Raw genomic sequence first — 25631 nt, forward strand, 5'->3', positions numbered from 1 at the left:
CTCGAGAAAATGGTGCAGAAAAAGGTCGCTAATCTTACTCGATGCTGTGATTTAGGTCACGCCTAAAGGAGATGATTTCATGCTTTTTTTCTGTTTTCGCCAGTGCAATCAAACTGTCAAAAATTCATGGTTAATCTATAGGTAGCAGATTGCTGCTCTCAAACGAATACACCATATTCACTCGTAACGATATGGTGCTGTTCCTCTAGATGAAGTTTAGGTGAGTAGTTGACTATCACCAGAATCAGATACTAATCTTTATATGAGCTTTATCTACGTTCAATGAATGCAAGGCAAGCCGCACGTCGGCAAGGAGATGCTATGGGCGAGACCAACCGGAAGCTATTTGTTTTAGACACCAATATCCTACTTCACGAACCCTTCGCTATATTTTCTTTCCAAGAGCACGATGTCGTTATCCCCATGACAGTGCTAGAAGAACTCGACAGAATCAAAGACAGTAAAAGAGACGTTGCTCGAGATGCGAGAATTGCGATTCGAACGCTCGAAGACCTGTTCAGGGAAGCCACACCAGACCAAATATCGGAAGGCATCCCTTTTTCTAAAGACATAAATGCATCTGGCAGTATTTCAATACTCGCTGACTACGAACTTCAAGAAAGCATCAAAGCCTTTGCCGATGACAAGGCGGGCGATAACCGAATCCTCAACGCTGTCCTCTATCTTCAAAATAAACGCGCACCACGCGAAGTGGTTCTCATCACCAAAGACATCAATATGCGTTTACGAGCAAAAGGCGCCGGTGTACGTTTTGTTGAAGACTATCAAACTGACCAACTGATTGATGATATCCAATACCTCACCAAAGGCTTCCAACAACTGGAAGGCTCATTTTGGGATGGTATCGATAATGTCGAGAGCAGAAGTTTAGGCGGCAAGACGCTGCACACCTTAGCAAGAGCGCCGTTCGAGCCAACCTTCCTCAACCAATATGTGATTGACGAAGAAAGTGACTTTGCCGCTCGAGTCGAGGAGATTGAGCCGGAAAGCATTACCCTGAGAGACCTCAGCCGCGAAAGATTGATGAATCGCAGAGCATGGGACATCACACCAAAGAACGTCTATCAAGGCATGGCGATTGATGCGCTGCTCGACCCTGATATTGATCTTGTGATTCTCACTGGCGCCGCAGGTAGTGGTAAGACACTGCTTGCTATGGCTGCTGCACTTGAACAAACCATTGAACGTAAGCAATTCGATAAGATCATCGTAACCCGCAACACCCCTGATATTGGTGAGTCGATAGGTTTCCTTCCGGGTACAGAGGAAGAGAAAATGTTGCCTTGGTTAGCCGCAGTGACCGATACACTGGAAGCGCTGCACAAGAACGACCACTGCACAGAAGGCTCGATGAAGTACATCTGTGACAAAGCCAATATCCAGTTCAAATCAATCAACTTCATGCGTGGCCGCTCGATTCAAAATGCCTTTGTGCTTTTGGATGAGTGTCAGAACCTCACCGCTTCACAGATAAAAACCATCATCACCCGTTGTGGTGAAGGTACTAAGATCGTCTGCTCAGGTAACTTAGCGCAGATAGATTCTTCTTACCTAACCCCTGTGACTTCAGGCTTAACCTACATGGTTGAGCGTTTTAAAAACTTCGAAGGCAGTGCCAACATCCACCTCAATGGTGTGGTGCGTAGCCGACTAGCTGAGTTTGCGGAAGAGAACATGTAGTGACTCTATACGCTCACTGAATCAGCAATCTAAAAACAAAAAGCGCCTCACATTGGAGGCGCTTTTCAATTTAATATTTTGAAGTAAGTCGGCAGAGGTTAGTCTGAATTACTCAGTACCACCAACGGTTAGCGAGTCTAGTTTCAATGTTGGTTGACCAACACCCACTGGCACACTTTGACCAGCCTTACCACACACACCCACACCACGGTCGATGCTTAGGTCGTTACCCACCATAGACACCTGCTGCATCGCTTCGATACCAGAACCGATTAGCGTCGCGCCTTTCACTGGGTGAGTGATCTTACCGTTTTCAATCATGTACGCTTCAGACGCTGAGAATACGAACTTACCTGATGTGATATCGACCTGACCGCCACCGAAGTTCGGTGCGTAGATACCTTTCTCAACCGTTGCGATGATCTCTTCCGGCGTGTGTTCGCCCGGTAGCATGTATGTATTCGTCATACGTGGCATTGGAAGATGCGCGTATGACTCACGACGACCATTACCTGTCGGTGCTACACCCATTAGACGCGCGTTCAGCTTATCTTGCATGTAACCTTTTAAGATGCCGTTTTCGATTAGCGTATTGTACTGACCGTTAACACCTTCATCATCGACGTTCAATGAACCACGTAGATCCGTTAATGTGCCGTCATCCACAATCGTACAAAGGCTTGAAGTTACTTGCTCACCAACTTTGCCAGAGAATACTGATGACTCTTTACGGTTGAAGTCGCCTTCTAAACCGTGGCCTACCGCTTCATGCAGCAGAACGCCCGGCCAACCAGAACCAAGAACCACAGGCATTGCACCAGCAGGCGCTGCAACCGCTTCAAGGTTAACTAATGCTTGGCGAATCGCTTCATCAGCAAATTGGTAAGCAACTTGAGTGCCTTTGTCATCACTTAAGAAGAAGTCGTAACCAAAACGACCACCACCACCAGCGCTACCACGCTCACGACGATCACCCTTCTGTGCAAGTACACTAATAGACAAGCGGACCAGCGGACGAATATCACCAGCGTAAGTGCCATCAGTAGCAGCAACTAGCATCTGCTCATGCACACCACTTAGGCTCACCGATACTTCAGTCACCATCGGTTCTTTAGTGCGAATGTAAGCATCTAATGATTTTAGTAATTCTGTTTTCTGCTGTTTCTCCCAGCTCGCTAGCGGGTTAACTGCATCATAGTAAGCTTGGTTAGAGTTGCGTTTGAACGCTTGAACCTTGCCGTTTTGACCTTGTTTAGCAATACCACGAGCCGCAATTGCGCTCTGCTTCAGACCATCCAGTTGGATTTGATCAGAGTAAGCAAAACCGGTCTTTTCACCAGATACTGCACGAACACCAACACCGCAATCGATATTGAAAGAGCCGTCTTTAATAATGCTGTCTTCTAGCACTAAAGATTCGTGCCAGCTTGACTGAAAGTAGATATCAGCATAATCAATTTGGCGGGTAGCAATGCTCGCCAATGTATCTGCGATATTTTGCTCCGTAAGCCCTGTCGGGTTCAGTAGCGCTTCTTCAATTTGATTAATGCTCATAGATGGCTCTTGTTTGTAATTAAAATTGATTGGTAAATCGAGAGTGTTGCGTGATTGGCATATTTTGCCTAATTGACTCACAACTGGATGTGTCTATCTCAACCACCATACTTTTAGGATCTTGGTCTAACTGTGCGACCACTCGTCCCCATGGATCAACCACCATTGAGTGTCCCCATGTTTCTCTTTGGCAAGGGTGTTTTCCGCCTTGACCTACCGCGACAATCCACGACTGTGTTTCAATCGCGCGGCATCTTAACAATGCTTCCCAGTGCGCTTGACCTGTTACCGCTGTAAAAGCCGCAGGCACCACAATGATTTGTGCCCCTTGCTTACGTAACTCTGAATACAAGTGTGGAAAGCGCACATCATAACAAATACTCAAACCTAAGCGACCAAAAGGCGTTTCCGCTGTCACAACTTGGTTGCCCGGAGTGAAAATATCTGACTCTCGATAACACTTATGTGCGTCAGCGACATCCACATCAAACATGTGTAGCTTGTCGTAATGAGCAACGAGGCAACCAAAATCATCAATTACCAAGGTTGTGGTCGTCACGCCGTTAGTTGTGCTTATCGGCATACTGCCAATGACGATCCAAATTCTATGAAGCTTTGCTAGCTCAGAGATTTTCTTTTGCAGTGGGCCATCATTTAAAGGCTCAGCACACTGGTGATAGTCGACTTTACTGCCAAAGACTAACGTGTTTTCAGGGCAAACAACCCACTTAGCCCCCAACCCTTTGCACTTTGCAACTTCTTGAGCAAGGTACTCAAAGTTCAATTCAGGGCTAGGGCCAGATGTCATTTGAATCAACCCAACACAATCCATGTGTATCGCTCCTCCATTCATTATGATTCAGAAATCAGCATTTCACCGTATATTCGCTGATTAGGATACTAAGGTATTTTCAGCTAATTTAAGGTTTATTCGGCTAATTTTCTCAGCTTCTCTGGTAGCTGGAACTCGCCAGAGCTACGAGAAAGCTCGCTCACCGTTGGTGAATCCAATGGTCCTTTCACCGAATAATTTACTTGGGTAAAGACTTCCACAACAGGCGAAATAACTGTGGTCACCGCCAATACGTACAGTGCCGTTTGAGGGGTTACCGCAAAGGCCGTTAACACAGGAATACCCGAGGTAATATCTGGGGTAAAGTTCACCTCAGCATCAACCTGACGTGTGTTGAGGTTAGCGATACCTTTGATTTTCATCTCACCGGCGACCGCATCCATATTCAGATCATTGGTCAGGAAGATACCATTTTGAATCTCGCCCGTTCCGGTGATGCTGTTGAAGGCCATACCTTTATCAAACACATCTGAGAAATCGAGCTGCATCTTACGGATGATCGAATCTAGGCTAAACAGGCCAAGTAATCGAGCTGCGCCGCTCACATCCGAGATAATGCCTTTACCAAACTTGGTTTTAACGTTGCCATCAAGGGTATCCATTTTGATTCCCCAAGGCGAACCATCCCAATTTAGTTGACCTTCCAACGCGAATGGCGCTTTTTGAATCCCGGAAGTAATACCAAAGCGCTCCATGAGCTCGCTGTTGTTTTCACCTTCAACATCAACGGTTAACGATGAATGACTCTTGTCACCTTGCAGTTCCCACCAGCCACTCACATCCGCTTTGTTACCGCCGCTTCGCACCTGGATTTTGTTCCACTCGATACGATCTTCGTTCCTCGTCATTTCAACATCGACCTTACCCACCTTGTAGCCTTGCAGCCAAAAGTCGTTCAGCGTCAGGGTCAGGTTTGGCATCGCATCGTGGATCTCTCTATCCAATTTGGATATCAATGGCGCAGCTTGTTCTTTACGTTGCAGCAGTTGCTGATCTTGGTTGTTCTTATCACTCCACTCAGGAACAAACAGATGCAGACGATCCAGTGAAACTGTCAAATCATAAGGAGGCAGGTAGTTAATATCCCCTTCTAGCTCTTGGCTAGACACTTCCATTTGCCACGCCTGTTTGTTCTTACGAGCACTAAAATCGACGTCATTCCAAGAGATACCACCCAAGATCAGCTCTTTACTCTCAAAGGTAATACGGCTTGGCGCAGGTATGGTTGGCGTGTTCATTTGACTAAGTACAGCCGTTGAAGGCTTTACCGGTTCCATTACAACCGATAACCAATCATCGGCATTGAATTTGTCTGTACGAATCAGTGCGTGATGGCCCACCACCGGGCTAATTTTGTAGCCACCGCGACCAAGCACTAAGTTGGTCGCCGTTAACTCAGGCACGTCGCCTGTGATATCAATCTCAGCTTGGTACTTGGTGTTTGGCAATTGCAGGCGCGCGGTAATCGTCTCTTGGTTACCCGATGCCTGTAGCCTTGCAGAGCCACTTTCTAGTGATTTTTTCGCCAATGGATATGGGTAATCACTCGCCAAGTATTTTAGGTCTGACTGTAAGTCTAGTTGGTAGGTAAAGCCGATATCATTCAGCTGGATATCAATCTGGCTTTGCCATTGCGCATGACCTGATAAGCGGCTTAACCATTGCTCACCGATGTAAGGTTCTAGAGGCTTGACGTCCCAATCACCTAACACATCAATATCAACTGCATAGCCAGGACCATCATTAAGGCCCTTAAAATCAAGCGAGATACCTTGGTTAAGCAGATCCGCAGCGAGGCCATTTGCCGTCACTACGTCATTATCAAATTCAATTCGACCCGTGGTGTTCTCGAGCACCATTGGCGGCGCTTCAATCTCAACATGGTTGCCACTTAAGTCGGCGTAACCCCATGCTCTTGCTTCTTTTTCAGAATCAAACGGAATATTCAGCTGGAACTCAGAAGAGACATCACCACTCACTTGAAGTGCGGTTAAGGCTGCGCCTACCGAGCCCACCAGTGGCGAAGACGTCATGTAATCGCGTACTGCGTTGCCAGACGCCGTCGCTTTAGCTTCAATTTCAATATGGCCGCCTTCCCCTAAATAAGGAATGCGTCCTGTGATTCGATCTGCCGTCACATCCATCAGTTGAGCTGAGCGAGAATCCAGATGCATCGCATCATTTTCAAACAACAGATCAAGCTGAAGATCAGTAATCAGTGGCCACGCGGTATCAAAGCTGAATTTCGCATCTTCTAAGCCAACCCAAACCTGGAAAATACCATCGTGGTTAGTGTATGGGTATTGAGACAAATCACCATGCCACAACAGTTTTACGGTATCCGCTTTACCGGCTTGAATCGCAGTTGAAAGGTAGTCTGTTAGATCTTGCCCAAGAGCCAGTGTAGGTAAGTAGCGCCATGTTTCACCGACATTGTAAGCGTCCGCTTCGCCGTAGAAGGATAAAAACGGGCTCGCATCTTTTGGGAAGTCTAAGCGGAATGCGCCTAGTACTTGTAAATCGGGGGTGGCAGCTGTGATTTTGTCTGACCACAGCTTCCAGCCGTTTTCATCTTGCTGCCAAACAATATCAACCTGACCTTGTTTGATATTCAAAGGCGCTTGGAATACGTCACCATAAGGGAACACATCGTCAATAACATGCAGGCTAGCTTTCGCTTCCGAGGCCGAACCAAACACACTACCAGACACTTGGCTAAAGCCTGGGACTAGTTCCCACTGCTCGATAGCAAGATCAGAAAAACTGGCTGAATAACGTAAACTGTCAATTCCCGAACCCATGGAAACACGGATATCAGAAACAGAGCCGCCCGGCGCCAATACGTTAATCATTTTGGTTGATTGTTCAGAGTCAGGCAGCAGCTTAATCAACGGAGTAATAGTCGCAATATCCAGCTCAGAAATGTTGAGTTGCCATGGACCTTGATTCCACTTGAACGCTACGTCGAGTTCCGGCCAAGGTGTGTCATCCGTTCTAAGGTTTAGTGAGTGACCATTTACTTGCCAACCATCATCAGTCGGCGACAACTTAAAGACACCGGACTCAAGCATGAGGTCATGCTCGCCATCTTCGTTCCACGCCAGTTCTGAGGGTAAAACCTCAACATAAGCGCTCACTGGCTTGCTATTTCGCAGCGTAAGCCAGCTATTCAAGCTCACAGTACCCGTTTCAATGCCGGATTCCGCCTGCATATAATGCGTAAGCCATGGCTTAACAGAAATGCTGTCGGCACTGACATAAAACTCACCAGTCACATCAGTCAGTGACCCACCATCAATAAAGTTAGCACTCACTGACAGAGAGTTTAGATTGGCACCTTTGATACTCACCACACCTTCAGCAAGGTGATGTTTGTCTGAGTTTTGCCATTTTAAGGTTTCTATATCGAGCTGACGTTCTTCACCCGAAACAGAGTGATAAAGAATAGAAGAATCTTTTGCAGTTACATCGACGAGTGTTTTTAGCAGTAAATTATCGAGCTCTTGCATCGCTCGCTGGGAAGAGCCAGAATCTTTAGGCTCATCTTTGCCATTTTGCCCAGCAAACAGCTCAATTGAGCGGATATCAAGATACATTTGATTCATGACCAACTCGGCCACAACCGGGCGCATCTGTACGACCGATTGAATCAAGTCAAACTCGACTTCAACACGCTCGACAGAAAAGCTCACATCTTCCGCATTGGGAAGGCTGGCTTTAACGCCTTGCAGAGCAATAGAGGGGTGAGTGTTACGCCAAAAACCGCCCACGTCTTGAATCGAAAAATCAAAACCGGAGTGTTGGTTTACCCAAAGCTCAATTTCAGATTGATACTTGTTTAAATTGGGCAAGGCTACACGCAGTGTAGTAACGGCAATGGCTAGCGTTACTAAGAGAGTAACCACTAACCATAAACATGCACGTAGAATCAGAGTAACGCTTGAGCTCACAAAATTTCCATTACATCATAACAACATCAAACTGCTCTTGTATGTACAGAGGCTCAGCCTGGATTTTAACTTGCTTACCAATAAAGACTTCAAGCTCCGCAAGCGCATGAGATTCATCGCCCTCTAACGCCTCAGCTACGGCAGCTGCCGCATAGACCACAAATTTATCGGCGTCGTACGCACGATTCACTCGCGTGATCTCTCGAAGAATTTCATAACAAACGGTTTCAACTGTCTTCACACTGCCGCGGCCTTCACAAGCAGGACAGCTCGAACATAGGATATGCTCAATACTTTCACGAGTACGTTTACGAGTCATCTCAACCAACCCAAGCTGCGTGAAGCCATTAATATTGGTTTTCACACGGTCTTTGTCGAGCGCAGCCTCTAAAGAAGTTAGTACTCGCTTACGATGTTCCTCAGACAACATATCAATAAAGTCGATAATGATGATGCCACCTAAGTTACGTAGACGCAGCTGACGAGCAATCGCTTGAGTCGCTTCTACATTGGTGTTGAAAATCGTCTCTTCTAGATTACGGCGACCAACAAACGCGCCAGTGTTGATATCAACCGTGGTCATCGCTTCAGTTTGGTCAATAATCAAATATCCACCAGACTTTAATTCGACTTTACGATCCAATGAACGCTGAATTTCGTTCTCGGTATCGTACATATCAAAGATAGGTTTATCACCTTCATACAGCTCAAGCTTGTCTGTCAGCTCTGGCACGTATTCAGAGGTAAACTCTTTTAGGTTTTCATATTCTAGACGAGAATCGACCTGAATCTTGCTCAGCTCAGTACCGACGAAGTCACGTAAGATACGTTGGCTTAAGCAAAGCTCACCATACAAACGAGTACGCGCCTTGTGCTTACCACGACGCTCTAATACTTTTAGCCATAATCGCTTCAAGAATGCGGCATCTTGTGCCAACTCATTTGAATCTGCACCTTCTGCTGCTGTGCGGATGATGAAGCCACCGTGTTCGTCACAGTAACGAGACACGACTTTTTTAAGACGGTTACGTTCAGACTCGCTGTCGATACGTTGAGATACACCAACATGACTTGCGCCCGGCATAAATACCAGATAACGAGACGGTAGAGTGATATCAGTGGTTAAGCGAGCACCTTTAGTACCAAGAGGGTCTTTGACCACTTGCACCACAATGTCTTGCCCTTGACGGACAAGCTCTGAAATATCACGAACCTGAAATTGTTTCTTTTCGTTTTCAGCGACACATTCAGTGTGTGGGACAATATCAGAGGCGTGTAAAAAAGCTGCTTTCTCAAGGCCTATATCCACAAAAGCCGCCTGCATTCCCGGAAGAACACGGCTTACACGTCCTTTATAGATATTTCCTACGATACCGCGTCGAGCATCTCGTTCGACATGGATCTCTTGAAGAGCCCCCCCTTCAATCATGGCCACACGAGTTTCACTCGGGGTCACGTTCAGCAACAATTCAGCACTCATGGTGCACCTCAGATTAGTAATTATAAGAATTCTTGCAGTAGCTGGTCCGTTTCAAATAAAGGTAAGCCGACAACGGCGTAATAACTACCTTCGATTCGGGTGACAAAGCGTCCGCCCAAACCTTGGATCCCATAGCTACCGGCTTTATCGCATGGCTCCCCTGTTTGCCAGTATTGTTCTATTTCTTTTTCACTGAGGGGTTTAAACCATACGTCGGTAATAATGATTTCTGTTCTTTGTTTTTCTTCTGAAACCACAGAAACCGCCGTCATCACTTGGTGACGTTCATTCGCTAACTGAGTAAGCATGCGCTTAGAGTCAGCAAAATCGGTGGGTTTCTCAAGCACTTGCCCTTGGCTTACGACGACTGTGTCAGAACCAAGAACGACTATATCAGAGCCATGATCTACAGTATCAGAACTAGGAACGACATGCTGCCTTTCAGAAGGGTTATCTTTCAATAAAGACAACGCAGCTAAAGCTTTATCTAAAGATAGTCGCTTAACATATTCTTCGGCGGTTTCTTGAGCGTGTTTACACTCTTCAACATCGGTTACGAGGACAGAAAACTCATAACCGAGTTGAGATAGCAATTCTTTGCGGCGTGGAGAGCCGGATGCCAAAACTAAATGTTTCTTTTCCATCGTCACGCTACCTCACATGCCAATGGCGACGCACGCGTCTCATTAATAAAAACATCCAAGGCCAAAGTATACAGTTTATCAATGCGCTCCATAACGATAACGGATTGAAAACAACATCTTGGATCAAATATTCACCAAAGAAGATCAACACCTCAAACAAGACCGTTAACGCGGCAATGATCATCGCTTGCTGCCATAACGCCATGTTACGAATGACGAGGAAGTTCATCGCAATAATGTACATCACTATTGCCATCATCATGCCTCGAATACCCAGAGTAGAGCCGATCAAAAGGTCCCACAATAAGCCTAAAATCAAAGCACTACCCACGTTAACACGATGCGGTAGAGCCAAAACCCAGTAACACGTAACCAGCAGTAACCAAGATGGTCTAAATAAATCTAAGCTACCAGGCCAAGGGATCGTCTGCAGAATCAGTGCTATTAAAAATGAGCAGAAAATTACTACCTTGCTTCTCAAAACGCTATTGGCCATCTTCGCCCTCTAACAATGCTTGTTCTATGCTCGATTGATCCGCTTGCATCTGTTTGTTTTCATCAGGCCATACAAGCAGCAGGTATCTGAGCTTATCGAACTCAACCACAGGCTCTGCTTTAATCACAGCGAACTCACGTTTCGGGTCGTAATCAACGGCCGTAACATAGGCGACTGGATAACCTTCTGGATATACCCCACCAAGACCTGATGTCACCAACAGATCTTCTTCTTGTATATCGGTACTGGTTGGAATGTGCTCTAGCTGGATCTCATCAATCATGCCATTGCCCGAAGCAATCACACGGATGTCATTACGAATAACCTGAACAGGAATCGCATTGTTTGCATCAGTGAGTAGTAATACACGACTATTATGAGCAGCAACGAAAGTGACTTGGCCGACAATGCCTTTTTCGTTGATCACCGGCTGACCTTCATACACCCCATCAATCTGACCTTTGTCGATCACGACTTGATGGCGATATGGTGAAGTGTCTACCGCCATAACTTCTGTGACGACTTTCTTCTCATCACGGATAAACGGCGAGCCTAACAGCTTACGAAGGCGCTTGTTTTCTTCTTGATATTGCTCAAGCAGAATCAGCTCGCTCTTCAGACGCAAGACTTCTCGTTTAATATTATGGTTAGATTCAATTAACCCTTTGCGAGTGCTAAAACGGTCGTAAACACCATCGAACATAGTGCGAGGCAAGTTGGCTGCATATTGAATAGGCGCAACCATGCTGTTTAATAGATAGCGAACATTTGAGAAAGCATCTAAACGACTATCAGCCAGCATAAGGCTGGCTGATAAAATTACAGCAAAAAACAGGCGCAATTGTAGAGAGGGACCTCTACCAAAAATTGGCTTCATTCTATATTTGGTCCTAGAGCTACATTTGATCCTATAGACAAGGTCCTAGGCTCTTTACATAAAACTAGATAAGAAAAGAGCCTAACACTAGATATTATTCTTCGCTGAACAGATCGCCGCCGTGCATGTCGATCATCTCTAGAGCTTTACCGCCACCTAGAGCAACACACGTTAATGGCTCTTCTGCAACAACAACAGGGATACCTGTTTCTTCTGTTAACAGGCGATCAAGGTCTTTAAGCAGTGCACCACCACCTGTTAGTACCATACCGTTTTCTGAGATATCAGAAGCCAGCTCTGGTGGACACTGTTCAAGTGCAACCATCACTGCAGATACGATGCCAGATAGAGGTTCTTGAAGTGCTTCAAGGATTTCGTTTGAGTTTAGGCTAAAGCTACGAGGCACACCTTCAGCAAGGTTACGACCGCGAACTTCGATCTCATTGACTTCATCGCCAGGGTAAGCTGAACCGATTTCGTGTTTGATCTTCTCTGCTGTCGCTTCACCGATCAAGCTGCCGTAGTTACGACGAACGTAGTTGATGATCGCTTCATCAAAACGGTCACCACCAATGCGAACAGAAGACGAGTAAACCACACCGTTCAGTGAGATAACCGCAACTTCAGTAGTACCACCACCGATATCAACAACCATTGAACCTGTTGGCTCAGAGACACGTAGGCCAGCACCAATCGCAGCAGCCATAGGCTCATCGATTAGGTAAACCTCACGAGCACCAGCACCTAACGCTGATTCACGGATAGCACGACGCTCAACCTGTGTTGAACCACAAGGTACACAAACCAAAACACGAGGACTTGGTTTAAGCACACTGTTGTCATGCACTTGTTTGATGAAGTGCTGAAGCATTTTTTCCGTTACGTAGAAATCAGCAATTACGCCATCTTTCATTGGACGGATCGCTGAAATGTTACCAGGCGTACGACCAAGCATTTGCTTAGCAGCGTGGCCAACAGCAGCGACACTCTTTGCAGAACCCGCACGATCTTGGCGAATAGCTACAACTGAAGGCTCATCAAGAACAATGCCTTGGCCTTTTACATAAATAAGGGTATTGGCTGTACCTAAATCAATCGATAGGTCGTTTGAAAACATGCCACGAAGTTTTTTAAACATATTCTTCGCTCATCCTGCAAGAATTAGAAGACAAAAATTGCACTAAATGTACCAATGCCTTGCTGTTACGGCAAGGCATTGAAGTACAAACATGGACTGAAACCCGCAATTTCTTACAGATTCCTAACTTAAGGGGCAAAAATTATATTATTACTGACCTGTTAAGCCACTTTCACCTCGGTAGATCACACGATCGTTACCGCGGTAAATACCAAATGTGACGACGGTGGAGGGATCCTGCTCTCCATTTACCTCATCCGAAACCTTATCGCTATCCCAATCGTATCTGAGCCATGGAATATCATCCATATTTTGCCACAACTGCACTTGTTCACGGATGCTTACGTCATCGCCTTGAGAAGCCGTCAGGTTACGAGACTCTCCACCAGAGACTTGGCCGCCATTATCGAATGTTACTGTCGTGGTGACGCCGCCATCTTCAGACCAAACAACATCGCTAGCACTCGTAGAAGCTTCGACGTTTGTAGCATTATCATCTTCATTGAGAACAAAGCGGCTGCCATTCCAATACTCTGCTCTTAGAGGAATAGCAATTGTTGATCCTGAATTACCACCAACATCGTCTAGATCTATTCGACCAAAGCGAATATCGGGCTGCACATCTAACCTTTGATCATCTAGATTGAAAAATGCTATCGGGTCTTCATTACTTCCTGTAGATATAGGAGCCGCGATACTAATTGAGGTATCTTGACCCACTTCATTCAGATTGAAAGGACCATCTTCGTACTTCTGTGCTGCTATTTTCTTGCTCCAACACAAGCTACTACTACAAGTACTTCCTATCGAATGACTAAACTTCCCTACACTTTTACCATTAACTAAACGTGCTGTACCTGCTTTTCCAGGCCAACTTCCTGTTAACTGATTTGCCGCAACAAAACGTCCCGAAAATAGACCGTTAGAATCAATTTGGTCAAGTACTAAATCAGCCTGAAGATCAGAGTGAAAATACACATAGTTTTTCACGCTATCTCTATTTTCGTTCAATGCCTCTACGTAAAACTCATCCACACCAAAAGGCTGATTCATATATGTGAAATTTTGAGAACTTGGGTATAACCAATCAGTGACTAATGGTGGAAACACTGTCTCATCCAAATAAACCTTAAAATATTTAGGATAAAAACGTCCAATAGACTTAATGCCAGAAAAGCCGCCAAGGATACTCCCGTAGAAGCTGCCAGTTTCAGTTGCAACAAAGTTAAAACTACCCACCTCTGAGTATTTTAAACTTTCAAATTTATAGCCTTTGTTAGACTGATCATTCGATGAAATTTGTTTAATTAGCTGAGTTTCAGGGGTTAAATCACCTAACTTAGCGTCAGGATAAACCGTAATTAGAGGTGTATCTAAAGTCGTTGTAACTTCCACGCTTGCTGTCGACTTAAAGTAATTGTACGTCAACAAGTTATCATCGCCACAAACAGAATATGAGTTAGTATATTTTATTGGACGAGCGTACACATCAAACGCCTCACCGGCGGCAACAAATGCTGCCCCACTACTGCTGTTACCATCAGAGTTATTATCCGTACAGATCGCAAATTGCCACGGGCGAGAATAAATAGAAAAGCTCCCTTCTAAATCGTAACTCCCATCATCAGGACAACCAGCGAAACCAGTACAATCAAAACTGCTATCTTTTAAAGTGACGTTGAAAAGCCCTGACTCAGAGATAGTTAAGTCAGTTGCAGCGCTGCCTTTTTTGAATTCAGGTAAGTAAGTTAACGTTCCATCAGAGCCATTCCAAGAATTATCCAGCTCATGAGTAATGGTTACTTGCTTCTCGGCTTCTCCTACATAGTTTTCGGCAACTACAATAGAGTCACCTAGGTCACAGGCTAAAACTTTAGTTACCGTAGGAGTAGCTTGCCCCGCAATAACGTCAAGGCGATTTGTTGGACTATCACCATCCACTAAAGAAAATTTAAATGGTACGAACTTGAACTGGCTTTCAACCTCTTTACCAGAATCATCGACTAATGTCGCCGTTAGCTTATAACCTGTATCAAAATCAATATTGGCAGTATCTTTAGCGACAACTTTTAAAGTTAATTCACCATCGTCATTTGAAACATAATTAGGGTAAGTACCTGAACCTTGTCCTTGCAGTACAGAAACGTCGAATTCATCAGCGTCTGGCGTAATACTCACCGTAACACCTAGGCTTCCCGCCACACCATTATTAGAGGTATTAATGGTAAATTGAGGGGAGTCGTCGCCACACATCAAAGCTAAATCGGTTGCTGGGGAAATATCAATTTCATAGTCATCCGAAGGTTGAAAACAATGATTGTCAGTCGCAATAATCTTAGAAGTATTCCTCAGGCTAATAGCCTTAGCAGTAACTGCACCATAGACCGTTGACTGGTTGCTCATAATGACATCGACTTCGCTATATAAAAGACCTCTAAACTCACTCCGGTTGGCAAAGTTAACAGTAGAGTTTTGCAATGCGTGGATAAAAGCTACTAGTTGCCCATCACCTTCTTCACCGAAAAATGAATCATTATTACTTAAATTCACTTTTCCTATGTGAATAATAACTTTTTCTCCGTCAGGGATAATGACTCTCCCTGCGTTATTAATATCCAAACTACCGACCCAGTATGTGCCGCTATAAAATGTTACAGAGCCTTTTCCAACACTCAAACTTCCTATTGATTCATTATTAGAAAATTCTGCATCATCCTGCCATACATTTACAGTCTCCAGTCCATTATCAGGAGATTGGAAGCTTTCTAGTTCTTGCTTATTAACCAACAATCCTTCTTCACCATAACACTCCGTACTATCACAAGCGCTCTCCTTCTTATTTCCTGTTATCGTATTTTGAGGAAACCCTATATACCTCTTTCCATTTGATACTAACGCTCCTTCTATCCCCTCCGATGTATCCAACAAAATATAAGTATTCTCGTTATTTTTCCATGTTTGAGCTGGTGAAGGGAATAACTGACAAATTTCACTCGTTGGCGGCTTATCAAATAAAAAGTACGAATAGGGCTCTACAACATGCGCACGTTCATCATCTCGGGCCATGTCTTCCTCGTTAATTAAAGCAACACCCGTTGTCGATACTGAACAACGTCTCAGCCAGCCGCCATTGTTACCATTACGTGTACGCTTTGACGCGAGCAATGTCGGGATACCCGAAAAACCAGAAGCTGAAAAATTTTGTACAAGCTGACAACCTTCTGTGATTGGTTTGATAACCCTATCATCGATATTCAGCGTATTTGATGTTGATCCTTGACCAAGCCAAAATTTCTGTCCATTTATAAACCCTTCACCTAGCCCTGCGACAAAAGCAACTTGTTCATTACTAGTAAGCTGAGCATTAGATGAAACTTCTGAGCGATCGAGGACTAGATTAAATGTACTTGTTGTCGGGTTTAGAGCAATTGGGGTTAACCAAACAGGAGCGCTACCTTGCATATTGCTCAAGCTTTGAATCTGTACTAAAACGCCTGGGGAAGAGCTAAAGTTGGATGACAAGCCAAAATCACTGAATTGCACCGATTTACTATTATTAGCTCCACCACCAGCATTTGAATAAGTACGGTTATAATCAATGGTCCCTGCAACTAATTTCGCCCCACTATCAAACTCCAGAACGCCTGGCTCAATGACCAAATAGTCGATATTTTCCATCGGAGCATCAACGTACTCCACTAAAGGATCGTTGGTATTGGTGCTGCATCGCCACTGCCCATTGTTATTCTGTTTCAAGCGAACACATGCCGCATCATGGGGTGGAAGTAGTTGCTTTATTGTTGCCTGGCTCGATGAAACAGACCAAACTCGGAGATCAGAAGGGTATTCTGTCGTCTTACTATCAAAGTTTGAACGACTCGCATTAACCGTTGACATGACAAACACCAAAGGCGCTGAATCATAGGTGTTTTCAAACTCAATGACACACTCTACTGTTGGTCCGGATATATCACATTTATCGGCAGGAACCGTACCAAACTCAAACTGAGGGTTGGTATTAACATTAGCTTGAACTAATGGAGATAAAAAAAGCGCAACTAATAATACAGAGAAATGCTTTATCATCGTTTATTCCCTCACCCAAACTTCTTGAATACGCTGTACTTGATTGATACCTGAACCACAAACAACCGAAGACTCTAAAACATAAAAAACAAAACCACCTAATTCACCACGACTTGAGCACTCTAAACTATTAAGAGAGCAGTTCATTGGTACTCTGGATATCAAAGATTTAGCTTCAGAAACTACACCAAGTGGCTCTAGGTTAGTACACGCGGCGGAAACAGCAGAAGAGGCAAGTGGGTCAAGGCTCGGATAAAACTGAGTCATTACATACTCATTAACAGAATGGCTTAATAGCCATGCCTGAGTGCCCAATACTGAGCGGGTATTGGTATCGTGAGTTGACCAACTGGTACGCGTTAAACTTGTCGCGAGAAACCCAACAATAACGATGACAAAAATAACTATTATAAGTGCGCTACCACGCTGTTGATAACTACGGGACATTGAGCACCTGCACTTCTTGTTCAAAGGTCGTGGTTTCACCATTAACAGTAAATGTAAAGGTTAGATCTACAATTCCATTTTGCTGAACCGTAGCCGGAGAATATAAAAGGGAGCTTTTAGCAACATTTAATTTATCACTAATGGTAACTGGCGCTCCACCATTGGCTCTTGTTAAAAAATCATCGCCAGAAAGACAGTATTCAACAGGATTATCATCGTCAAAAATATAATGCCGATTACTCACAGACCCTCCGACCAAATCACTAGCCTGATCGACCAAAGTAAATGCAGCTCCTGAGACATTTGTTCCTGTAACTTGGCTGATATTAGTTAATGAGAATACATTATCGATATTATTAATTTCTTCGTAAGGGCGCGTTGGGTTAATAACCATTGATAAGTTTTTCAGTGATTGAATATCACTATCTGAATCGCCTACTAAAAAATTAATATCTGCCCCTGATACCACATAGAAACCAGAGTCTACGATTGGGTAAAAAGAGACACAACCGCTAGATACTGCTGAGGGGAATAGGTTTGGTACTGCATGCCTCATCTCACGTGATATTTTTTCAATAACAAAATTGGCTTCAGTTTGTAAGCGATAACGTTCTACCGTACTAAAATAACCTTTTACACCCACTTCCGTGAAATTAGCTAAACCGAGCAACAGAATGCTAGATACAACGATGGCTAGAATCAACTCGATCAATGTAAAGCCTTTCATTCGCATCAATAGTTCCCCTTAAAAGCATTAAAGGACACTGTTGGCTGCGAGCTTGAAGTAACTTCGACAATGACAGATTTAAGATTACTACTCGCGCCTGATACTGGGTCTATAGAAACCTCAACTTGAAAGTTTATGTAGGTAGATGCATCTTTAATCAAGTTGCTTAGATCCGTTTCACCATCAAACGTATCAATATCCGTATAGCTTTGAGCAAGTAACCTAGACATAACACTACTACCTAATGCTGAAGCTCGATTGTAGTAGTTTGCATCGCTAGATTGGGCAGATTGTGGAGCTAAAAAAGAGGATAATGTAAGCGCCGCAAAACCCAGTAAGACGATTACAATCACTGATTCTATTAAAGTGAATCCTTTTACATTGTTTTTCACCATCAACACCTTCCCACTTCAGCAGAAACAAAGCCTTGCTCATTAATACAAACCCAAACTCGGTTTTCTGAGTTTGCTTGTTCACTGATCTCTATACCTACTCCAGCCGAAGCTGCTAGGGTAGGATTTCCTAAAAGGTCAAATTCCAGGGTGTTATCTGTAAGATCAGGTTGGTAGCGAAATAAGTACCCATGTTCCAACACACGATCACTTCGCGAAACTGACTCTTCGTCGGATGAGCACGCATTAGATGAACCAAGACAATTTCCATCAGCCACGAGTTGAAAATTATCTTGGTCTAAAGGAGATGACGAATCAAGGTTGGATTGCATGCGGTTGACTTGAACCTGCCTAACAACTGAAATGACTTGATCTTGTAAGGCATAAAGTTCAAAGCTACTTCGACCGGACATACGTGATACAGCGGTAATAGATACGATAGCAAGAATAATGATAACGATGATCAGCTCTACCAGAGTAAAGCCGTTGGATATGGGGCTGTTATCCATAATGAGCCTCTAACTGTCTAGCGAATACTGATTATACAAAATAACGAAGCTTTCGATATTATGTATATGAATAGTTTTGATATTTATATGCACTGGATAGAAAAAAGGCCAGCAAGAGCTGGCCTCATCATACATTAACAATAAGCGAACTTATTGACAGTTTGTACCGCTTGCACTTGACACTACACGAGCTGTAGCTTGAGCTGATGATGTTGCAGCTGTGTATTGAACACAGAAGTCTGTGTAACCAGTAAAACCATATTCGATAGTTGCACCTTGAGCAGTACCACCGCCAGCAAGAATGTTGAAGCCATCCATATCAGTTGCATTACCGATACCAGCTGAAGTAGCTTCTGGGTAGCCAAGAACCGTGTTAATTGTCACGTTATTTTCAGTAATTGATGCAGCAGCACTAGCTTCTAGACCAGCAATCGCTGACTTACCAAATACAATACCTGAAGCACCGTTCATTGCTCCGGCTAAACCTTGTAGTGCTGATTCTTTCGCATCATCTTGCAAGTTTAGGAAACGTGGTGCCGCAGTTACAGCAAGAATACCTAGAATAACAATTACAACCACTAGTTCGATTAGGGTGAAACCGCCTTGTCTTTTCATAGTTAAGCTCTCTCTATGTTTAATTTTACGCAGACTTACTGCAAAGTTACGGTCACACGACCAGTTTTAATTTCGTAAACAAATTCATGCTCGGTACTACCTTCTAATTGAACGTAAGTACAGGTTGCATCACCAGAATTTGCTTGCGCTGAATACTTGTAGTTTGAGTCGTTCGCTACATCTGAAACCGCACCTACTTTAGGTGGATTTTGCAGCAAGTTTTCCATCAACTCAGAACATGTTTGGTCTGAAATATCTTGTGGAGCAGTGCTCGAATTATTGTTCAGAGTCCACGGATAGCCATCACGAAAGTCGGTCTCGACGTTGTTACTGTTTTTTGATCTTGTTAACCAAAAATCAACACCATCATAGTTTACAGTATTGTATGTTTCAACACCTATCTTCTCTGACGGCCTTGCTTCCGCTTCCCATTGTGCTCTTGCTGACAAAACAGCCGTTGCAAAGCCACCAGCGACACCTTCAATACTGGATTTCTTGGCTTCATCCGTCACATCAAGAAAACGAGGCAACGCAGCGACCGCCAATAAACCAACAACTACGATCACTATCACTAATTCGACAAGGGAGAAACCCTTTTGATTCTTAAGCATTTTCTACCTACTCATCTAATTATTAACGCGCATTATACATTCGCGCACGTATAAAACCATACTAAAACTGTCAATATTTTCACAAAGCCAAAATATTGGCTTTTACACTAAACCTTTCTCTTTCAAGTAATATATCTACCTGATATTTATCAGTATAATGATAACTACAGTGAAAGTGTCTGTTGTCACTTTTATCTTCAACTCTTGGAGAGCTTAGCCCTAAAATGCTCCCTTGAGGATATAATTGATCCAGCCAATAATTACAGTCTCGCTCCGTACCTTGGATAGGCATTACCCACCCAGTTCTGCTGTAGATCTTTGGGGGTTCCGAGCCTTCTTCTTGCCCAGCACCCGATAACAAATACTGCTGTTTGAACAAATTGGCTTGCTCCAAAATCCGCTTGCTCGCGACGATAAATGCCGTGTTAGTCGCTTCCTCTTCTACCGTTTTGAATGCCGAAAGCACACCGACAATAAGAAAAAGAATAACCACTGTCCAAATAACAAAACGTGAGCGTTGTAGGTTATTTAGCATTCCCTAGCCTTTGATCGCATCCAACATTCCCCACATCGGCAAGAAGATACCTAGCGCCAAAATCAGCACCATGCCTGCAACGATGGTTAACAAAATGGGTTCAATTCTGGCGGTTAAGGTTTTCAGATCGTAATCGACTTCGCGGTCATAAAAATCAGCCACTTCAAGTAATAGCTCATCAATACGACCCGTCTCTTCACCGACGGAGATCATTTGTATCACGAGCGGTGTGAAAATTTCGCTGTTAATCGCGGTCGACGAAACCGTACTACCGGCTTCAATGGCCGATTTCATGGCTTGAACTCGCAACTCTAGAAAACGGTTATCTAAAGCTTCCGCCGAAAGCGCTAGCGACTGGTTCAGTGGAACACCCGCTTTAAGCATCAAAGCAAAAGTACGCGAGAAGCGTGACAACAGTGCTCGATTCACTACCCCGCCAATGACCGGCATTTTTAAGCGTAATCGATCCCACTTTTCCAAGCCTTTGTCTGTCTTCACCCAAGCTTTAAAAGCGAAGATAAGACCAAAGATCACTCCAAGCATTAAGCCCCAGTAATTCACAAAGAACTCAGACATACCAATCAAGATACGAGTAGGCAGCGGCAAGTCGACACCAAAGCGCGCAAACATGCTTGAGAACTGTGGAATAACCTTGATGTTAAGAATGAACATTGCGATCAAGATAAAACTGATCACGAATGTTGGGTAACGCATCGCAGTCTTAATTCGTTTGCGAGTCTCAACTTCTTGTTCGTAATATCCAGCTAATTGCAGTAAAGCCTGATCTAGACGGCCTGTGTTTTCACCAACGCCAATCATCGAGACAAACAACGGACTGAATACCTTTGGGTGCATCTGCATTGACGCCGCTAAGCCGCGACCATTGGTTAGCTCAGCAACCACCTCTTCCAAGGCGGCTTTCAGCTGCTTATTTTCGCAGTTTTGAGTGAGGCCTTTCATCGATCTTAATAGTGGTACACCCGCTTTGGTTAGGCTGTATAACTGTCGACAAAACAGAACCAACACCTCTAACGGTACACTCGGAAAGAACAGACTCGATACATCCATATCCAGTACTGAACCACCACTTTTGCCCAGTTTGATAGAGGTTGGAATGATCCCTTTACTCATCAAGCTTTCAGCAGCAAGATCTTCGTTATTCGCGTCTAATTGCCCACTTACTTGACTACCATCAGAGCTGCGACCTACATAACGATACGTTGGCATATCATTCTACCCCTACAGATAAATTGGGTCAGTGGCACCGGACGCATCACCTTCGCCAAGATGCATTATCTCATCAAGACTCACGACACCTTGCAGAGCCAATTCCATCGCAGAAGCCAATAACGGTTTATAGTTTTCAGACTGTCTCGCCTTTTGAGCAAAACCTACCGCATCATTAGCTCTCAGTGCATCCATCATGTTTTGCTCTAGCTCCAACATTTCAAATACACCAATTCGCCCGCGGTAACCGGTTAAGTTACAGTTCTGGCAACCACGGCCTTTCATAAACGGCACACCTACTTGGTTAGGGAAACGGACGCTCAGCCATTGCTTGCGAGGTTCATCTAACTCATCCTCAACCTTACAATCTGTACACACTTTACGAACTAATCGCTGTGCGACTACTGCTCGAACAGCGCTCGCGACCAAGTAACCCGGAGCACCCATATCCATCATACGCAACGCGCTGTCTACCGCATCATTGGTATGTAACGTACTTAATACTAAGTGGCCGGTCAGTGCAGCTCTCAAGCCTATCTCAACGGTTTCGTGGTCACGCATCTCACCGATAAGAATAATATCGGGATCCTGACGTAGAAAGGTTCTCAAGATAGTAGAGAAATCGAGATTGATCTTAGGGTTTACCTGAACTTGATTCACACGAGGTAGGCGGTATTCCACAGGGTCTTCCGCAGTAATGATCTTTTTACCCGGTTCGTTTAATTCACTTAACGCGCCGTATAAGGTTGTTGTTTTACCTGAGCCGGTTGGTCCGGTAACCAAAATCATGCCATGTGGACGGCGCAATTGTTGACGCAGACGAACCAACAGCTCACTCGGTATGCCCGACTCTTCTAGTTTACGTAGGCCTGCTGACTGGTTAAGAAGACGCATAACCACTGATTCACCGTGCTGTACTGGCATGGTCGACATACGAATATCAACCGACTGACCTTTAGCTCGGATATTAAAGCGACCATCTTGAGGAAGACGTTTCTCTGAAATATCGAGGTTTGCCATCAGCTTCAAGCGCAGTACAAGTGCAGAAGCGATATTCACTTCATTCAGCAATGTTTCATGCAGTACGCCATCAATACGCTGACGAAGACGCAATACGTTTGAATCTGGCTCGATATGAATATCCGAAGCACCAACCTGAATAGCATCTTCAAATAGCGAGTTGATCAGCTTAACGACGGTAACTTCATCACTATCTTCTTCAGCGATATCGAAATCAAAGGCATCATTAACTTGGTGTTCAGCGTGAAGCTGTTCTGCAAACGAGGCGATCTCTTTGGTTCTTCGATAATAGCGATCGAAGCCATCAACCAATTGCCTTTCTTGAGCAACAACGAATTCCAGCGCATAATCGCCGAGCTGACCAAGCAAAGACTCTTGGGCAAACAGATCGGCTGGGTCACTCATAGCAACACGTAAAGTGTCACCTTGGCGCCCAATCACTAAGGCACGAAGGCGACGAGCATGTACTTCTGGCAAAAGCTGTACCGCTTCAACATCGACAACGGCTCGACTTAAATCAATAAGAGGAATCGCTAACTGCTGCGACAAAAAGCTCAGCATTTGCTGTTCTGACAAGAAGCCAAGCTCAATTAGAGCATCACCGAGCTTACGCCCAGTACTTTTCTGAGCGGCCAGTGCTTGTTCAACTTGAGCCTCGGTGATAATGCCTTCTTCGACAAGCAAATCACCAAGTCTTTTTCTTAATCTAATTTGCATCGCCGCTCTCCTCTAAAGCATTGAGTATTTTTAACCGGTCACGCACAAAGCTTTGTGATTGAGATGAGATACCGACTCTGGTTAACGCACCTTGGTATGACGCTTTAGCAGCCGTGAAGTCGAGTTGGCGTTCTTGCTGAATCGCTAAGCCCAACCACCAGCGAGCGTTATCTGAATCGACCTCAACCAACTTTTGATAACTCTCGAGTGCGATTTCTTCTTGCTGTGATTTTTGGCTCAACGCCGCACGCATTGCTAGATACTCTTGAGTTGGATGCGGAGGCATGTGTACTAAAGGGCTCAGCGCCGCTTCTGATTGATTCGCTTTAACCAGCAGTTTAGATAACCCTAATCGCAATTTTTCACTGTTGATGTTGAGCTTAATTCCAGACTGATAAAGCTCATAGGCTTTGCGAGTATCGCCTTTACCAAAATAGAGAATCGCAAGTTTCTGACGGACATCTTCATTTCGTGGCGTGTAGCGTAGAGCTTCAGTGTAGCCCTTCAACGCACCAGTAAGATCGTTCGCATCAAGCGCTTTCTGAGCTCGACCTTGTGCATTCACAGATAGCTGTTCCGGAGTTAACTCAACCTGTTCGATCAACATTCCGCTATTTTCTGAATCACCAGAGGCTACAGGCTCATTAGAGATAGACGCAGGGGCTTTTTTTGCCACACTAGCAACGTAAATCGGTTGGGGGATGTCAGTCCTAATCGTTTTAGGCGTGCTTAGAGGTTTAGCCGGTGTTTGTTGTTTTGTCGCTTTTGGGGCAGACATAACAACTGATTCGGAAACACTAGGCTTAGATTGAGCGCTTTTTGCCATCGCAGTGTTTTCTGTTGAAAGGATCGCAGAGTCTAGTGTCACCAATTTCTTAGTTGGCGATGAGATAGGTTGAGCAACTTCCTGAATGCCATTTGAATCATCAACGACAGAGACTTGAACCTGTAAATCTCGAGTTGAGATTGACTGCTCAACAATAGACTGATCAATCACAGGGCCTTGCGATATCGCCCAACCGCCCATCGCTAAGCTCAAAGTAAAACCTGCAACAACCCAAACTAGGGGGGAACGCGTTTTTACTTTAGGTACGACTGCCGCTTCAATCGAAGTCGCTGACTTTTTCTTTGCCAATTCAGACAAGGCGTTGTTAATGACGCTCATAATTAATTCCAACCCCACAGTATTGGCGTTTTAAATTTAGGCTTACACACATCGTACGTTTCATGCATAGCTGAAAAAAGATGTTGGTTGTCGATACTTTTCTTATCTTCACTGAACGAAAGCAATAGAGCCTTATGGCAAAGTTGGTTTATCAATCTAGGGATACCTAACGACGAACGACAGATCGCCTTTTTTTGATTCAAGCTGAATAACTCAGGACTGCCACCAGATTTAGCGATTCGATTATCAATATAAGCCACCGTTTCATCGAGATTCAGCGGTCTCAGTGTCGAACTAAATGTGATTCTTTGGCGAAACTGCCTTAGGTGATAAGCCTCTAATCGAGCATCCAATTCTGGCTGACCTAATAGAACAATCTGCAGCAGTTTTTTATCTTCCGTTTCAAGGTTACCAAACAACCTTAATGTTTCGAGCGCTTCATCCGATAGAGCCTGAGCTTCATCAAGAATAGCCACCACTCTTAAACCAGAATTGTGCAATTCAATGAGCTTATGCTGAATGTTATCAACCAAGGTTGCTTCATTATCGACAGCTAAACCAAGCTCTGTTGCAACCGCCTGGCGCAAGTCTGCCCCTGATAACACAGGGTTTGGTAAGTAGATCAGAGCTGTACAGTCATGTAGGTGATTGACCAACATCCGGCAAACCATGGTTTTTCCAGTGCCTACCTCTCCGGTCACCTTAATCACGCCCTCGCCCATTTCCAACGCCGAGATTACCGTCTGAATCGCTTCGAAATGAGGCGCTAAACCATAGAAGAAATCGGTATTCGGCGTTAAGGTAAATGGCAGTTGTTCAAAACCAAAGTGAGCTTGATACATACGACGACCTAGCTTAGTGAGACACTGCCACTCTATATTGAGAAA

At 44.5% G+C, this 25631-nt stretch carries 21 protein-coding genes; 1 reads left to right on the forward strand and 20 read right to left on the reverse strand.

Annotation, left to right across the window (positions count from 1 at the left end):
• Positions 1-321 precede the first annotated feature (321 nt).
• Positions 322-1701: a PhoH family protein gene (locus AB6E51_RS11475; RefSeq protein ID WP_017062953.1), complete on the forward strand. Its 1380-nt coding sequence runs from the start codon at positions 322-324 to the stop codon at positions 1699-1701.
• Between the two features lie 108 nt (positions 1702-1809).
• Here the strand turns inward: AB6E51_RS11475 and tldD are convergent, their stop codons facing one another.
• The 20 genes from tldD to AB6E51_RS11575 form a co-directional block, all read right to left on the reverse strand.
• Positions 1810-3255: a metalloprotease TldD gene (tldD, locus tag AB6E51_RS11480; protein WP_017061366.1), complete on the reverse strand. Its 1446-nt coding sequence runs from the start codon at positions 3253-3255 to the stop codon at positions 1810-1812.
• 19 nt (positions 3256-3274) lie between these two features.
• Positions 3275-4087, reverse strand: coding sequence for a carbon-nitrogen hydrolase family protein (locus AB6E51_RS11485; protein WP_372058120.1), 813 nt, complete (start codon positions 4085-4087; stop codon positions 3275-3277).
• A 95-nt stretch (positions 4088-4182) separates the two neighbouring features.
• Positions 4183-8058 carry a YhdP family protein gene (locus AB6E51_RS11490; protein ID WP_102428418.1) on the reverse strand — a complete coding sequence of 1292 codons (3876 nt, stop codon included), beginning with the start codon at positions 8056-8058 and terminating at the stop codon, positions 4183-4185.
• A gap of 10 nt (positions 8059-8068) precedes the next feature.
• The gene (gene rng / locus AB6E51_RS11495; protein ID WP_017061363.1) at positions 8069-9538 is read right to left on the reverse strand and encodes a ribonuclease G; all 1470 of its coding nucleotides are present in this window, start codon (positions 9536-9538) and stop codon (positions 8069-8071) included.
• A gap of 20 nt (positions 9539-9558) precedes the next feature.
• Positions 9559-10182 carry a nucleoside triphosphate pyrophosphatase gene (locus AB6E51_RS11500; protein WP_017066953.1) on the reverse strand — a complete coding sequence of 208 codons (624 nt, stop codon included), beginning with the start codon at positions 10180-10182 and terminating at the stop codon, positions 9559-9561.
• A 7-nt stretch (positions 10183-10189) separates the two neighbouring features.
• The gene (mreD, locus tag AB6E51_RS11505; RefSeq protein ID WP_017061361.1) at positions 10190-10678 is read right to left on the reverse strand and encodes a rod shape-determining protein MreD; all 489 of its coding nucleotides are present in this window, start codon (positions 10676-10678) and stop codon (positions 10190-10192) included.
• Positions 10668-11555: a rod shape-determining protein MreC gene (gene mreC / locus AB6E51_RS11510; RefSeq protein WP_004735927.1), complete on the reverse strand. Its 888-nt coding sequence runs from the start codon at positions 11553-11555 to the stop codon at positions 10668-10670. Before mreC ends, mreD begins: the two co-directional genes overlap by 11 nt.
• 94 nt (positions 11556-11649) lie before the next feature.
• Positions 11650-12693: a rod shape-determining protein gene (locus tag AB6E51_RS11515; RefSeq protein WP_017068734.1), complete on the reverse strand. Its 1044-nt coding sequence runs from the start codon at positions 12691-12693 to the stop codon at positions 11650-11652.
• 150 nt (positions 12694-12843) lie between these two features.
• Positions 12844-16779: a DUF6701 domain-containing protein gene (locus AB6E51_RS11520; protein WP_372058119.1), complete on the reverse strand. Its 3936-nt coding sequence runs from the start codon at positions 16777-16779 to the stop codon at positions 12844-12846.
• 3 nt (positions 16780-16782) lie between these two features.
• A complete protein-coding gene (locus AB6E51_RS11525; protein ID WP_029235849.1) occupies positions 16783-17226 on the reverse strand; it encodes a hypothetical protein in 444 nt (147 codons plus the stop codon).
• Complete coding sequence (locus AB6E51_RS11530; protein ID WP_017066956.1) at positions 17216-17959, reverse strand: PilW family protein; 744 nt, start codon at positions 17957-17959, stop codon at positions 17216-17218. Before AB6E51_RS11530 ends, AB6E51_RS11525 begins: the two co-directional genes overlap by 11 nt.
• A complete protein-coding gene (locus AB6E51_RS11535; protein WP_016790948.1) occupies positions 17959-18348 on the reverse strand; it encodes a prepilin-type N-terminal cleavage/methylation domain-containing protein in 390 nt (129 codons plus the stop codon). Before AB6E51_RS11535 ends, AB6E51_RS11530 begins: the two co-directional genes overlap by 1 nt.
• The gene (locus AB6E51_RS11540) at positions 18348-18854 is read right to left on the reverse strand and encodes a prepilin-type N-terminal cleavage/methylation domain-containing protein (protein WP_372058118.1); all 507 of its coding nucleotides are present in this window, start codon (positions 18852-18854) and stop codon (positions 18348-18350) included. Before AB6E51_RS11540 ends, AB6E51_RS11535 begins: the two co-directional genes overlap by 1 nt.
• Before the next feature lie 150 nt (positions 18855-19004).
• Entirely contained in the window at positions 19005-19469 is a 465-nt protein-coding gene (locus AB6E51_RS11545) for a prepilin-type N-terminal cleavage/methylation domain-containing protein (RefSeq protein WP_161749894.1), read from the reverse strand.
• Positions 19470-19504: 35 nt separating this feature from the next.
• A complete protein-coding gene (locus AB6E51_RS11550) occupies positions 19505-20080 on the reverse strand; it encodes a prepilin-type N-terminal cleavage/methylation domain-containing protein (protein ID WP_102332739.1) in 576 nt (191 codons plus the stop codon).
• Between the two features lie 79 nt (positions 20081-20159).
• Positions 20160-20615 (reverse strand): hypothetical protein, encoded by a 456-nt coding sequence (locus AB6E51_RS11555; protein WP_017068728.1) that lies wholly within the window; start codon positions 20613-20615, stop codon positions 20160-20162.
• 3 nt (positions 20616-20618) lie between these two features.
• Positions 20619-21842 (reverse strand): type II secretion system F family protein, encoded by a 1224-nt coding sequence (locus AB6E51_RS11560; protein ID WP_017061351.1) that lies wholly within the window; start codon positions 21840-21842, stop codon positions 20619-20621.
• A 12-nt stretch (positions 21843-21854) separates the two neighbouring features.
• Complete coding sequence (locus AB6E51_RS11565; protein ID WP_372058117.1) at positions 21855-23579, reverse strand: GspE/PulE family protein; 1725 nt, start codon at positions 23577-23579, stop codon at positions 21855-21857.
• Positions 23569-24744, reverse strand: coding sequence for a lipopolysaccharide assembly protein LapB (locus tag AB6E51_RS11570; protein WP_065584674.1), 1176 nt, complete (start codon positions 24742-24744; stop codon positions 23569-23571). The genes AB6E51_RS11565 and AB6E51_RS11570 overlap by 11 nt, the downstream gene beginning before the upstream one ends.
• Before the next feature lie 2 nt (positions 24745-24746).
• The gene (locus tag AB6E51_RS11575; RefSeq protein WP_017061348.1) at positions 24747-25586 is read right to left on the reverse strand and encodes an ExeA family protein; all 840 of its coding nucleotides are present in this window, start codon (positions 25584-25586) and stop codon (positions 24747-24749) included.
• Between the last annotated feature and the right edge of the window lie 45 nt (positions 25587-25631).

Origin of the sequence: Vibrio sp. 10N.247.311.47 (assembly GCF_041467535.1) — a bacterium.
Classification (GTDB): Bacteria; Pseudomonadota; Gammaproteobacteria; order Enterobacterales; family Vibrionaceae; genus Vibrio; species Vibrio crassostreae_C.

What these genes read in the sequence shown, in the direction of transcription:
- AB6E51_RS11475 (WP_017062953.1), top strand. Translation starts at nt 322, where the DNA reads ATGGGCGAGACCAACCGGAAGCTATTTGTTTTAGACACCAATATCCTA.
- tldD (WP_017061366.1), bottom strand. Translation starts at nt 3,255, where the DNA reads ATGAGCATTAATCAAATTGAAGAAGCGCTACTGAACCCGACAGGGCTT.
- AB6E51_RS11485 (WP_372058120.1), bottom strand. Translation starts at nt 4,087, where the DNA reads ATGGATTGTGTTGGGTTGATTCAAATGACATCTGGCCCTAGCCCTGAA.
- rng (WP_017061363.1), bottom strand. Translation starts at nt 9,538, where the DNA reads ATGAGTGCTGAATTGTTGCTGAACGTGACCCCGAGTGAAACTCGTGTG.
- AB6E51_RS11500 (WP_017066953.1), bottom strand. Translation starts at nt 10,182, where the DNA reads ATGGAAAAGAAACATTTAGTTTTGGCATCCGGCTCTCCACGCCGCAAA.
- mreD (WP_017061361.1), bottom strand. Translation starts at nt 10,678, where the DNA reads ATGGCCAATAGCGTTTTGAGAAGCAAGGTAGTAATTTTCTGCTCATTT.
- mreC (WP_004735927.1), bottom strand. Translation starts at nt 11,555, where the DNA reads ATGAAGCCAATTTTTGGTAGAGGTCCCTCTCTACAATTGCGCCTGTTT.
- AB6E51_RS11515 (WP_017068734.1), bottom strand. Translation starts at nt 12,693, where the DNA reads ATGTTTAAAAAACTTCGTGGCATGTTTTCAAACGACCTATCGATTGAT.
- AB6E51_RS11520 (WP_372058119.1), bottom strand. Translation starts at nt 16,779, where the DNA reads ATGATAAAGCATTTCTCTGTATTATTAGTTGCGCTTTTTTTATCTCCA.
- AB6E51_RS11525 (WP_029235849.1), bottom strand. Translation starts at nt 17,226, where the DNA reads ATGTCCCGTAGTTATCAACAGCGTGGTAGCGCACTTATAATAGTTATT.
- AB6E51_RS11530 (WP_017066956.1), bottom strand. Translation starts at nt 17,959, where the DNA reads ATGCGAATGAAAGGCTTTACATTGATCGAGTTGATTCTAGCCATCGTT.
- AB6E51_RS11535 (WP_016790948.1), bottom strand. Translation starts at nt 18,348, where the DNA reads ATGGTGAAAAACAATGTAAAAGGATTCACTTTAATAGAATCAGTGATT.
- AB6E51_RS11540 (WP_372058118.1), bottom strand. Translation starts at nt 18,854, where the DNA reads ATGGATAACAGCCCCATATCCAACGGCTTTACTCTGGTAGAGCTGATC.
- AB6E51_RS11545 (WP_161749894.1), bottom strand. Translation starts at nt 19,469, where the DNA reads ATGAAAAGACAAGGCGGTTTCACCCTAATCGAACTAGTGGTTGTAATT.
- AB6E51_RS11550 (WP_102332739.1), bottom strand. Translation starts at nt 20,080, where the DNA reads ATGCTTAAGAATCAAAAGGGTTTCTCCCTTGTCGAATTAGTGATAGTG.
- AB6E51_RS11555 (WP_017068728.1), bottom strand. Translation starts at nt 20,615, where the DNA reads ATGCTAAATAACCTACAACGCTCACGTTTTGTTATTTGGACAGTGGTT.
- AB6E51_RS11560 (WP_017061351.1), bottom strand. Translation starts at nt 21,842, where the DNA reads ATGCCAACGTATCGTTATGTAGGTCGCAGCTCTGATGGTAGTCAAGTA.
- AB6E51_RS11565 (WP_372058117.1), bottom strand. Translation starts at nt 23,579, where the DNA reads ATGCAAATTAGATTAAGAAAAAGACTTGGTGATTTGCTTGTCGAAGAA.
- AB6E51_RS11570 (WP_065584674.1), bottom strand. Translation starts at nt 24,744, where the DNA reads ATGAGCGTCATTAACAACGCCTTGTCTGAATTGGCAAAGAAAAAGTCA.
- AB6E51_RS11575 (WP_017061348.1), bottom strand. Translation starts at nt 25,586, where the DNA reads ATGTATCAAGCTCACTTTGGTTTTGAACAACTGCCATTTACCTTAACG.